Consider the following 11,988-nt stretch of genomic DNA (forward strand, 5'->3'; position numbering starts at 1 on the left):
GAAGCAAGCGCTTCGCGGGCCCTTCGTCCTGTCGGGCAGGACCGGACGGACGTCCGTCAGTCGCTGTTCAAGATGGAGATCAGCCGCAGCATCTCCAGGTAGATCCAGACCAGGGTCATGGTCAGACCGAAGGCGGCCAGCCAGGACTCCGAGCGCGGAGCGCCGTACGCGATGCCGTCCTCGACCTGCTTGAAGTCCAGGGCGAGGAAGAAGGCACCGAGCAGGATGCCGACGATGCCGAAGACGACACCGAGCCAGCCGCTGCGGAAGCCGAGGCCGTCACCGCCGCCGAACACCATGAACAGCAGGTTCACGGCGGTCAGCACCAGGAACGCCGTCACGGCGATCATCAGGAAGCGCGTGAAGCGCTGCGTGACGCGGACGATGCGGGTCTTGTACAGCACCAGCATCGTGACGAAGACGGCCATCGTGCCGAGCACGGCCTGCATGGCCGCACCCTCCGCGATGTACCTGTTGACGTAGTTGCTGATCGCGCCGAGGAAGACACCCTCGAAGGCGGCGTACGCCAGGATCAGCGCGGGGTTGGCCTTGCGCTTGAAGGCCTGCACCAGGCCGAGCACCATCGCGATGAGCGCGGCGCCGATGGCGATGCCGAGGCCCACGTTCATGACCCAGGCGACGGTGGCGCCGGCGATCACGGTGCCGAGCGTGATGCCCGTCCGCATGACGACGTCGTCCATCGTCATCTTGTCGCCGGTGCTGACCGGCGCCTGCGGGGCGCCGTGCTGGAGGTCCTGCTGCGCGTAGGGGTTCTGCGCGTACGGGTTCGTCGGCGCCTGCGCGTACGGGTTGCCGCCCGCGTAGGGGTTGCCCTGCGTACCGACCGCGGGGCCCCCGGCCTGCGGCGCCGAGCCGAAGCCCGCGTAGCCGTTGTCGCGGCTGAACCCCCGTCGCGAGAAGACCGGGTTGCTGCTCCTCATTTCACTCCTCTGCGCCAATCACGACTGGCCACCCTGCGCGGCCCTACGACAAGGGTAATGCGTAAGCAAAAGAACCACCCTAGTGCTCTGGGAGGATCTTCTCTCACTTCGCTGTAGGAGGGTGGTGAAGAATGGAGTGGAGAGGTGCCCGGAACCGGATTTGAACCGGTACGCCCCCGAGGGGCAGCGAGGTTTAAGCTCGCCGTGTCTGCATTCCACCATCCGGGCAGACCGTGGACTCCGCGTGTGCGGGGTCCTGAGCCTATCGGGAGGCGTCCCCCGAACGGCCGAACAACAGCCCGATGTTGTCTTGTTTTATTGACGTCTGAGGGTGCGTCAGCGCTCGTGAGGGGTGTTCGACGCTTACGGGACCGCCCCCGCGCGCGGTTCGGGAGCCCCCGGCGGAATGACGGGATTCTGTCGCCCCGCGCGGGGGTGTCCGCGGGGTGGACCGACCGCGTTTCCGGCGAACCGGGTCAGGGTCGGGGCTCCTCCCCAGGTATGACACCGGACCCCACCGGTCAGCCTGAAGAGGAAGCGGCGAACGAGAGCTGGGGCTGACTTCTTCACACGGATCCGACAGCACGATGGATACCGGAAGTTGACGTCGTGCCGACAGGAGCCCCGTTCCGTGACCACCACATCCGTCGCTCACCAGGCGACCGCAGTAGCCGCGCGTGCCACCGAGCTGACCAAGGTCTACGGCCAGGGCGAGACCCAGGTGGTCGCCCTGGACCGGGTCACGGTCGACTTCCGGCAGGCCGAGTTCACCGCGATCATGGGCCCGTCCGGGTCCGGCAAGTCGACCCTGATGCACTGCGTCGCCGGGCTCGACTCGTTCAGCTCCGGCTCCGTGCGCATCGGCGACACCGAGTTGGGGTCCCTGAAGGACAAGCAGCTGACCAAGCTCCGCCGGGACAAGATCGGGTTCATCTTCCAGGCGTTCAACCTGCTGCCCACCCTCACCGCGTACGAGAACATCACGCTCCCCATGGACATCGCCGGGCGGAAGCCGGACAAGCAGTGGGTCGAGCAGGTGATCCAGATGGTGGGCCTCTCCGGGCGGCTCGGTCACCGGCCGAGCGAACTCTCCGGCGGCCAGCAGCAGCGCGTGGCCGTGGCCCGCGCCCTCGCCTCGAAGCCCGACATCATCTTCGGCGACGAGCCGACCGGAAACCTGGACTCCCGCTCCGGCGCCGAGGTCCTCGGCTTCCTCAGGAACTCCGTACGGGAGCTGGGCCAGACCGTCGTCATGGTCACGCACGACCCGGTGGCCGCCGGGTACGCCGACCGCGTCGTGTTCCTCGCCGACGGCCGCATCGTCGACGAGCTCCACGAGCCGACCGCCGAGGCCGTACTGGATCGGATGAAGCGGTTCGACGCCAAGGGCCGGACCAGCTGAGCCCCCAGCAGCCCCACTACTGACCTTCAGAACAGGACCTCAGGAACCATGTTCCGTACCGCCTTGCGCAACGTGCTCGCGCACAAGGCCAGGCTGCTGATGACCGTGCTCGCCGTCCTCCTCGGCGTGGCCTTCGTCTCCGGCACCCTGGTCTTCACCAACACCATCTCCGACGCGTTCCAGAAGAGCTCCGCCCAGGGCTTCGAGCACGTCGACGTCGCCGTACAGCCGAAGAAGGGCGCCGAGGACAAGCCAGGTGCCCCGCCCCGGCTGACCCAGGAGCTGCTCGACAAGGCCGCGAGCGTGCCCGGCGCCGCCTCCGCGACCGGCACCGTCTCCGGCTTCGCCGCGCTCGCCGACAAGGACGGCAAGCTGGTCGGCGAGGGCTGGTCCACGACCGGCGCCAACTACTACGGCGAGAGCGACTCCCGCTACCCGATGAAGGACGGCCGCGCCCCGTCCGGCAAGGGCGAGATCGCTCTCGACGCGAAGACCGCGGAGCGCGCCGGGTACAAGGTCGGCGACCAGGTGCGGATGTCCATCGACGGGCCCGTGCTCACGCCGAAGGTCTCCGGCATCTTCACCACCGACGACGGCAACGTCGCCGCGGGCGGCAGCCTCGCCCTGTTCGACACCAGGACCGCGCAGGCGCTGTACGCGCAGCCCGGCACGTTCAGCGAGATCGACGTGCGGGCCGCGCCCGGCACCAGCCAGGCCGCGCTCAAGGCCGAGATCGAGAAGGTGCTGCCGAAGAACGGCACCGCCGAGGCCACCACGGGCAGCGAGCTCGCCGACGAGCAGGCCAGGCAGATCGAGAGCGGCATGAGCGGCATGCAGACCGGCATGCTCGCGTTCGCCGGGATCTCGCTCTTCGTCGGCATCTTCATCATCGCCAACACCTTCACCATGCTGGTCGCCCAGCGCACCAAGGAGCTGGCCCTGATGCGCGCGGTGGGCGCCTCGCGCCGCCAGGTCACGCGGTCGGTGCTGATCGAGGCGTTCGTCGTGGGCGCTGTCGCGGCCGTGGTGGGTCTGGCCGCGGGCGTCGGCATCGGCGCCGGCCTTCGCTCCCTGATGGGCTCCTTCGGCGGCAGCGTGCCGGACGGCCCGCTGGTCGTCTCTTCTTCGACGGTGATCGCCTCGCTCGTCGTGGGCATCGTCGTGACGATGCTCGCCGCCTGGCTGCCGGGCCGCCGCGCCGCGAAGATCCCGCCGGTCGCCGCGATGAACAGCGTGCACGCCACGGCCACCACCAAGTCCCTCGTCGTACGCAACACCATCGGCGCCCTCCTCTCCGGCGCGGGCATCGCCGCGGTGCTCGCCGGGACGCGGATGGGCGACGACGGCAAGCTGCCGATGGGCCTGGGCGCCGCGCTGCTGCTGATCGGCGTCTTCGTCCTGACGCCGCTGCTCTCCCGACCGATCATCGCGGCCGCCGCCCCGGTCCTGCGCCTCTTCGGGGTCTCCGGGAAGCTCGCCCGGCAGAACTCGGTGCGCAACCCGCGCCGTACGGCGGCCACGGCCTCGGCGCTGATGATCGGGCTCACCCTGATCACCGGCATGACCGTGATCGCGGGCAGCGTGCAGAAGTCCATCGACAAGATGGCCACGGACTCCATCAAGGCCGACTACGTGGTCTCGATGCAGAACTTCAACACGCTCTCCCCCGACGTGGAGAAGAGGCTGGCGGACCTCGACGGCGTCACCGCCACCAGCCCACTGCGCAACTCGCCCGCGCAGATCGACGGCAAGAAGGAGCCCGCGTACCTGACGGGCGTCGACGCGGAGACCATCGGCTCGCTCGCCTCCCTGGACTTCGAGCAGGGCTCGTGGGGCGGCCTCGGCGGCGGCAAGGTCGTCGTCGACAGCGACACCGCGAAGCAGCACGGCTGGAAGGCCGGCTCGGACTTCACCGTCCGGTACGAGGACGGCGAGAAGGGCACGCTGCGGGTCGCGGGCGTGTACCAGGGCAACGAGATGATGCGCGGCATCATGATCGACAAGGACCGGCTCGCCCCGCACCAGCGGCAGATCACCGACATGCAGGTGATGGTGAAGATGTCGGACGGCGCGACGCCCGCGGTCAAGGACTCGATCCGCGCGGCGCTCGGCGACAACCCGGCGATCGCCGTCGAGGACAAGAAGGACATCTCCAACGGGATCGCCCAGATGTTCACGCTGATGCTGAACATGCTGTACGGGCTGCTCGCCATGGCGGTCATCGTGGCCGTGCTCGGCGTGATCAACACCCTGGCGATGTCGGTCTTCGAGCGCTCCCAGGAGATCGGGATGCTGCGCGCGATCGGCCTCGACCGCAAGGGCATCAAGCGGATGGTCCGCATGGAGTCCCTGGTGATCTCGCTCTTCGGCGGCGTCCTCGGGATCGGCCTAGGCGTCTTCTTCGGCTGGGCGGCCGGGGAGCTGATCGGCTCGTCCCTGGCGACGTACGAGCTGGTCCTGCCGTGGGGCCGGATGGGGCTCTTCCTCGCGCTCGCGGCGGTGGTCGGCGTCCTGGCCGCGCTGTGGCCGGCGCGGCGGGCGGCCCGCTTGAACATGCTGGCCGCCATCAAGGCGGAGTAGTCCTTGCCGGACGGGGGTTGGGTCCCGGGTGCGCGTACGTGCCACCCGGGACCTCATTCTTTTCCCCTCCCCGCCCCTTCCCGAAAGACTGCCGTCGGCACGGGGGCCAGCCCCCGGACCCCCGCTCCTCAAACGCCGGAGGGGCTGGATTTAGCCCCGGAGCGCCTGGATCCTGCCGGAGGGGCGGGGGTTTTAAGGGGCGCGGGGAACTGCGCGACCAGCCACGACGGCGCCGCAGCCGAAGAACAGACCGGGGGTCCGGGGGGCGGAGCCCCCGGTTACCGCCAGTCCCGCGCGCGGAGGGGCACACCGGACGTGCCGGACTCCTCAGTCCGCACCGCCAACACCTGGTTCACCCCGATCCGGTTCCGCTCGAAGGCCAGCGCGGAAGCGGCCATGTAGAGCCGCCACACCCGCGCCCGCCCCGGCGAGACAAGCCGCAGCGCGCGCGGCCACGCGTCCTCCAGGTTGGCCACCCACTGCCGCAGCGTCAGCGCGTAGTGCTCGCGGATCGCCTGCACGTCGCGGACCTCGAAGCCCGCCTCCTCCAGGAGCGAGACCGTACGGCCCACGGGGGCCAGCTCGCCGTCCGGGAAGACGTACGCGTCGATGAACTCGTCCACGCTGTACCCCGCCTCGTCGCTCACCGGCCGGCGCGCGATCTGGTGGTTGAGGAGCCGCCCGCCGGGCTTCAGGAGGGCGTACAGGTCGTTCGCGTACCCCAAGTACCGGACCGAGCCGACGTGTTCGGCCATCCCGACGGAGGAGATCGCGTCGTACGGGCCGTCCCGGACGTCGCGGTAGTCCTGGACGCGGATCTCGATCCGGTCGGTGAGGCCCTCGTCCGCGATCCGCTTGCGGGCGTACGCGGCCTGCTCCTGGGAGAGCGTGACCCCGACGACCTGGACGCCGTACTCACGGGCCGCGTGGATGGCCAGGGAGCCCCAGCCGCAGCCGACGTCGAGCAGGCGCTGCCCGGCGGTCAACTCCAGCTTGCGGCAGATGAGTCCGAGCTTGTCCCGCTGGGCGTCCTCCAGGCTCGCGTCCGGCGATTCCCAGTAGGCGCAGGAGTAGACCATCGACGGGCCGAGGACCAGCTCGTAGAAGTCGTTGCCGACGTCGTAGTGGTGGCTGATGGCCTGGCGGTCGCGGATCTTGGTGTGCAGGGGGCCGCTGCGCCGGCCGACCTCCTCGGCGGGCGGGGCCGGGGGCAGCAGCAGCGGTCCGGCGAGGGAGAGCAGCTCGCGGACGGCGGCGCGGGTGTCGGGGTCGCGCAGCGAGGGGGGCGCGGCGTCCTCGGCGCGCTCCCAGATCAGCTCGGACATCAGGTCGAGGGTCGCGTAGAGGTCGCCCTCGACGTCCAGGTCTCCGGCCACCCAGGCGCGGGCCATGCCCAGTTCGCCGGGCTTGAAGAGCATCCGGCGCAGGGCGCGGCGGTTGCGGACGATCAAGGTGGGGGCGCCGGGGGGACCGCCCTCGCTGCCGTCCCAGGCGCGGATCCGGACGGGGAGCGGGGCTCCGAGGAGTTGCTCGGCGAGTGTCCTCAGCCGCAGCGCGGCGTCTGCCATGGCGTGTCACCTTCCTGGTCTTTACCGGTAGGTCCAACACCACGTAAACACCAACAGGGGGCCCGCGCAGTCCCGTTGCGCCATAAAAGGATCGTAAAACAGTTGCCTCGGGACACCGATAGCCCACCGACAGCACACCGAATCGTCCCTGGGACCGCAGAAACCCCGCAGGGGCCGCCCGCACCACGGATGGCGGGCGGCCCCTGCGGGGTCTGACGGTGAGCCGGGGCTCAGGAGGCGCGACGCCTCAGGAGGCCTTGGCCTTCTCCGACTTGGCGTCGGCCTTGCTGTCGACGGCCTCGGCGGCCGGCGGGGCGACCGGGGCGGGCTTGGCGGCCTCATAGAACTCCTCGCGCGGCGACTCCATCGCACCGAGGGAGACGACCTCGCGCTTGAGGAACATGCCGAGGGTCCAGTCCGCGAAGACCCGGATCTTGCGGTTGTACGTCGGCATCGCCATGCCGTGGTACGCGCGGTGCATGTACCAGGCGAGACGGCCCTTGAGCTTGATCTTCATCTTGCCCATGACGATCATCGCGACGCCCTTGTGCAGGCCGAGACCGGCGACCGCACCCTTGTTGGCGTGGCTGTACTCCTTCTGCGGGAAGCCCCGCATGCCGGAGATCACGTTGTCGCCGAGGACCTTCGACTGACGCAGCGCGTGCTGGGCGTTCGGCGGGCACCAGGCGTTCTCGTTGCCCGCCTTGCGGCCGGCCATGTCCGGAACCTGGGCGTTGTCGCCGGCGGCCCAGATGTAGTCGCTGCCCTGGACCTGGAGGGTGGCCTGGGTGTCCACGTGGCCGCGCGGGCCGAGCGGCAGACCGAAGCGGGAGAGCACCGGGTTGGGCTTCACACCGGCGGTCCACACGATGGTGTTGGAGTCGACCTCGAGGCCGTTCTTCAGCACCACGTGGCCGTCGATGCAGGAGTCCATGGAGGTCGAGAGGTAGACCTCGACGCCACGGCTCTCCAGGTGCTCCTTGCCGTACTGCCCGAGCTTCGGGCCGACCTCGGGAAGGATCTTGTCGGCGGCGTCCACGAGGATGAAGCGCATGTCCTCGCGGGACACGTTCGTGTAGTACTTCGCCGCGTCCCGGGCCATGTCCTCGACCTCGCCGACGGTCTCCGCGCCCGCGAAGCCACCACCCACGAAGACGAAGGTCAACGCCTTGCGGCGGACGTCCTCGTCGGTCGTGGAGTCGGCCTTGTCGAGCTGCTCGAGGACGTGGTTGCGCAGGCCGATGGCCTCCTCGATGCCCTTCATGCCGATGCCCTGCTCGGCGAGGCCGGGGATCGGGAAGGTGCGGGAGACCGCGCCCATCGCGATGACCAGGTAGTCGAAGGGCAGCTCGTAGGCCTCGCCGACGAGCGGCGCGACCGTGGCGACCTTGCGGTCCTGATCGATGGTGGTGACTCGGCCGGTGAGGACCTCAGCCTTGGGCAGCACGCGTCGCAGCGGGACGACGACATGCCGAGGCGAGATGCTGCCGGCGGCAGCTTCGGGGAGGAAGGGCTGGTACGTCATGTACGACCGGGGGTCGACGACCGTGACGGTCGCCTCGCCGTAGCGCATCTTCTTGAGAATGCGCCGAGCTGCGTACAGGCCTACGTACCCACCGCCTACAACGAGGATCCTGGGACGCTCCGTGGTGCTCATGCCATCGAGTATCCACCCCCCGATGAGGGGTCGCTCGTGAGCCCCTTCACAAGGGTCTCGACACCCTCTGCTACACTCCGCCACCCACGTGACCGAGGTCATGACCCCGCCGGGGAACCATCGGACCGGCCGGACGCGTTGAGACCGCCGCTGAGCTGCCGCTCTGGGCACGGACCCGAGTGGAACACGGCCTGGTTTCCCCGCGGTTGCCGCCGCCCGACGCACCTCTGAAACCTGGGGTGAGGTCCGGCGGAGCCCGCCATTCAGGACAAGAAGCGCACCTAGAGGCCCGCCGGACCCCTTTTCCTTGTGAAGAAGTTCACGAACTTTCTCGGCGACAGGGTCGATCCGGCCCGCCGCCAAGGAATCCAAGGCGGCTCAGGCGAGGGACCAGGCGATCCCGTCGAGGATGTCGTGCTCGCTCACGACGACCTCGTCCGCGCCGACGCGTTCCATGATCATCAGGAGTACGAGGGCGCCCGCGCCGATCACGTCCACGCGGCCCGGGTGCATCGGGCCGATCGCGGCGCGTTCCGCGTGCGTCGAGCCGAGGAGCTGCTCGGTGATCTTCTTGACCTGGGCGTAGGGGATCCGGGAGTGGTGGATCGCCGCCGAGTCGTACCTCTGCAGGCCGAGGGCGATCGCGGCGACCGTCGTGACCGAGCCCGCCAGGCCGACCAGGGTGCGGGCCGAGCCGATCGGCACCGTCCGCTCGGCCAGGTCGAGGGCCTCGGCGATGTCCGCGCGGATGGCCTCCACCTGCGCCTCGGAGGGCGGGTCCGCGACCGCGCCGTCCCGCACGAGGTGGCGCTCCGTCATGCGCACGCAGCCGACGTCGACGGAGCGGGCGGCGCGCACCCCGTCCGCGTCCCCGACGACGAACTCGGTCGAGCCGCCGCCGATGTCCACGACCAGGTAGGGCGTGTGCAGATCGGCGCGGCCCTTCAGCTCCCCGGTGGCGCCGGTGAAGGAGAACTCCGCCTCCTGGTCGCCGGTGATCACCTCGGGCTCGACGCCCAGGATGTCGACGACGCCGCGCACGAACTCGTCCCGGTTCTCCGCGTCCCGCGAGGCCGAGGTGGCCACGAAGCGGAGGTGCTCGGCGCCGTGCTCCCTGATGATCCCGGCGTACTCCCGGCACGCCGCGAACGTACGCTCCAGCGCCTCGGGGGCGAGCCGGCCGGTCCTGTCGACGTCCTGGCCGAGCCGGACGATCGTCATCCGCCGGTCCAGATCGACCAGTTGACCGGTCTCGGGGTCCGCGTCAGCGACGAGCAGGCGGATGGAATTCGTACCGCAGTCGATGGCGGCGACGCGGGTCATACGGTCTCCTCCGGCTGGTCTTCCGGCCGGTCTTCCGGCTTGTCCTCGGGGAGCGTCACGCACGCGCCCTTGCGCCACCACTCCGGCAGCATCGCGATGGCCTCGTCGCCGAGCGGGTTCACCCCGGGTCCGGCGGCCAGCGAGTGGCCGACGAGGACGTGCAGGCACTTCACCCGGTCCGGCATACCGCCCGCCGACGGGAAGCCCTGGAGGACCTCGATCTCGTCGCGGCGGCGGATGTAGTCCTCGTGCGCGGCGCGGTACGCGGCGGCGAGCTCCGGGTCCGTGGCGAGCCGCTCCGTCATCTCCTTCATGACACCGTTGGCCTCAAGCGTGCCGATCGCCGAGGCGGCCTTCGGGCACGTCAGGTAGTACAGCGTCGGGAACGGCGTGCCGTCGGGCAGCCGGGGCGCCGTCTCCACCACGTCGGGCTGACCGCACGGGCAGCGGTGGACGATGGCCCGCAGCCCGCGCGGCGGTCGGCCGAGCTGCTGCTTGAAGGCCGCGACGTCCGCGTCGGTCGGCTCGGTGCGCGGGGTGGAGGGCGGGGGCGTTTCCATGCCGGTGCTCGTGTTCTTTCGGTGAGGTCGAAGAAAGTACGGTCGAAGAAAGTACGGGTCGGAGAAAGTACGGGTCGGAGAAAGGCGGTCAGTTGTCGTCTTCGGAGCCGCGGCGGTCCGCCTGGTCGACGCCGTCGAAGAGGTTGCTGTACCAGGCGCGGTCGGCCGCTCCCGGTTCGGTGGTGCGCACGCGGCCGCCGCTCGGGTCCACCACGGTGTACCCGGTCTCGCCCGGCAGCACCATGTGCAGCCGCTCGCGGGCCTGCCGCTCCACGTACGCCGGGTCGCGCCAGCGCGCCTTGGAGTCCCGGAGCTTCTCGGTCTGCTCGCGGGCCTCGGCCAGCTTCTGCTCCTGCTCCTCTATGTCGGCGCGCTGCGCCACGTACTGCCGCATCGGGTACGCGAGCGCCACGATCAGCGAGCAGACGACGAGGGCGAGCAGCGCCGCGCGGCCGGTGAGGCGGGAGCGGCGGGCCTGGCGGCGGGACTGGGAGCGGTAGACGCGCGCCGCGGTCTGCTCGCCGAACAGCCGCAGCCTGGTCGCGGTGGAGAACCGCTCCCGGTCCTTCACGGCCATGTCCCCGCCTCCCGTTCACACGCGCGTACGTCCCCGCACACGGTACGGGACCGGGTGCGGGGACGTACGTAACTACTCAGGCCGTGAGGGTCAGCCCTTGAAGCGCGGGAAGGCGCTGCGACCGGCGTAGACCGCGGCGTCGTCGAGGATCTCCTCGATGCGAAGGAGCTGGTTGTACTTGGCGACGCGCTCGGAGCGGGCCGGGGCGCCGGTCTTGATCTGGCCGCAGTTGGTGGCGACGGCCAGGTCGGCGATGGTGACGTCCTCGGTCTCACCGGAGCGGTGCGACATCATGCACTTGAAGCCGTTGCGCTGGGCCAGCTCGACGGCGTCCAGGGTCTCGGTCAGCGAACCGATCTGGTTGACCTTGACGAGCAGGGCGTTGGCCGAGTTCTCCTCGATGCCGCGGGCCAGGCGCTCCGGGTTGGTGACGAACAGGTCGTCACCCACCAGCTGCACCTTGGAGCCGAGCTTCTCGGTGATGACGTTCCAGCCGGCCCAGTCGTCCTCGAACAGCGGGTCCTCGATGGACACGAGCGGGTACGCGGAGACGAGCTCCTCGTAGTACTCGGTCATCTCGGCGGCGGAGCGGTCCTTGCCCTCGAAGGTGTACGTGCCGTCCTTGTAGAACTCGGAGGCGGCGACGTCGAGGGCGAGGGCGATCTGCTGGCCGGGGACGTAACCGGCCTCCTTGATGGCCTCGAGGATGAGGTCGAGGGCCTCGCGGTTGGAGCCGAGGTTCGGGGCGAAGCCGCCCTCGTCGCCGAGGCCGGTGGCCAGGCCCTTGCTCTTCAGGACCTTCTTCAGCGTGTGGTAGACCTCGGTGCCCCAGCGCAGCGCCTCGGAGAAGGACTCCGCGCCGATCGGGGCGATCATGAACTCCTGGATGTCCACGTTGGAGTCGGCGTGCGAGCCGCCGTTCAGGATGTTCATCATCGGCACCGGCAGCAGGTGCGCGTTCGGGCCGCCGAGGTAGCGGAACAGCGGCAGGTCGCTCGCCTCGGAGGCGGCGTGGGCGACGGCGAGGGAGACGCCGAGGATGGCGTTGGCGCCGAGCGAGCCCTTGTTGTCGGTGGCGTCCAGGTCGAACATCGCCTGGTCGATCAGGCGCTGCTCGGTGGCGTCGTAACCGACGAGCTCCGGGCCGATCTGCTCGATGACCGCGAGGACGGCCTTCTCCACGCCCTTGCCCTGGTAACGGTTGGGGTCACCGTCACGGAGTTCGATGGCCTCGAAGGCACCGGTGGAGGCGCCGGACGGAACGGCAGCACGACCCGTGCTGCCGTCGTCGAGGCCGACCTCGACCTCGACCGTGGGGTTGCCTCGGGAGTCCAGGATTTCCCGGGCTACGACGACGTCGATGGACGGCACGAGCATCTC

At 69.8% G+C, this 11,988-nt stretch carries 9 protein-coding genes and 1 tRNA gene; 2 read left to right on the top strand and 8 right to left on the bottom strand.

Features of this window, described 5'->3' with window-relative positions:
- Window positions 1–56 precede the first annotated feature (56 nt).
- Together QIT00_RS25915 and QIT00_RS25920 are read right to left on the bottom strand one after the other, a co-directional pair.
- Complete coding sequence (locus tag QIT00_RS25915) at window positions 57–941, bottom strand: Bax inhibitor-1/YccA family protein (RefSeq protein ID WP_282537811.1); 885 nt, start codon at window positions 939–941, stop codon at window positions 57–59.
- Window positions 942–1,086: 145 nt separating this feature from the next.
- Window positions 1,087–1,169: transfer RNA gene (locus QIT00_RS25920), tRNA-Leu, on the bottom strand.
- Between the two features lie 403 nt (window positions 1,170–1,572).
- Here QIT00_RS25920 and QIT00_RS25925 point away from each other — a divergent pair.
- A complete protein-coding gene (locus QIT00_RS25925) occupies window positions 1,573–2,343 on the top strand; it encodes an ABC transporter ATP-binding protein (RefSeq protein ID WP_282537812.1) in 771 nt (256 codons plus the stop codon).
- 48 nt (window positions 2,344–2,391) lie between these two features.
- Window positions 2,392–4,923 carry an ABC transporter permease gene (locus tag QIT00_RS25930; protein WP_282537813.1) on the top strand — a complete coding sequence of 844 codons (2,532 nt, stop codon included), beginning with the start codon at window positions 2,392–2,394 and terminating at the stop codon, window positions 4,921–4,923.
- Window positions 4,924–5,201: 278 nt separating this feature from the next.
- Here the strand turns inward: QIT00_RS25930 and QIT00_RS25935 are convergent, their stop codons facing one another.
- The 6 genes from QIT00_RS25935 to eno all read right to left on the bottom strand — a co-directional run bounded on the left by QIT00_RS25935 (window position 5,202) and on the right by eno (window position 11,979).
- On the bottom strand, window positions 5,202–6,491 hold the full coding sequence (locus QIT00_RS25935) for an SAM-dependent methyltransferase (protein ID WP_282537814.1): 1,290 nt from the start codon (window positions 6,489–6,491) through the stop codon (window positions 5,202–5,204).
- Window positions 6,492–6,738: 247 nt separating this feature from the next.
- A complete protein-coding gene (locus QIT00_RS25940) occupies window positions 6,739–8,148 on the bottom strand; it encodes an NAD(P)/FAD-dependent oxidoreductase (protein ID WP_282537815.1) in 1,410 nt (469 codons plus the stop codon).
- Window positions 8,149–8,526: 378 nt separating this feature from the next.
- Entirely contained in the window at window positions 8,527–9,471 is a 945-nt protein-coding gene (locus tag QIT00_RS25945) for a Ppx/GppA phosphatase family protein (protein ID WP_282537816.1), read from the bottom strand.
- Entirely contained in the window at window positions 9,468–10,031 is a 564-nt protein-coding gene (locus QIT00_RS25950; protein WP_282537817.1) for a DUF501 domain-containing protein, read from the bottom strand. The genes QIT00_RS25945 and QIT00_RS25950 overlap by 4 nt, the downstream gene beginning before the upstream one ends.
- A gap of 88 nt (window positions 10,032–10,119) precedes the next feature.
- Entirely contained in the window at window positions 10,120–10,608 is a 489-nt protein-coding gene (locus QIT00_RS25955; RefSeq protein ID WP_282537818.1) for an FtsB family cell division protein, read from the bottom strand.
- A 90-nt stretch (window positions 10,609–10,698) separates the two neighbouring features.
- Window positions 10,699–11,979: a phosphopyruvate hydratase gene (eno, locus tag QIT00_RS25960; protein ID WP_282537819.1), complete on the bottom strand. Its 1,281-nt coding sequence runs from the start codon at window positions 11,977–11,979 to the stop codon at window positions 10,699–10,701.
- Window positions 11,980–11,988: the final 9 nt, after the last annotated feature.

The sequence above is a fragment of the Streptomyces luteolus genome, assembly GCF_029968015.1.
GTDB lineage: Bacteria > Actinomycetota > Actinomycetes > Streptomycetales > Streptomycetaceae > Streptomyces > Streptomyces luteolus.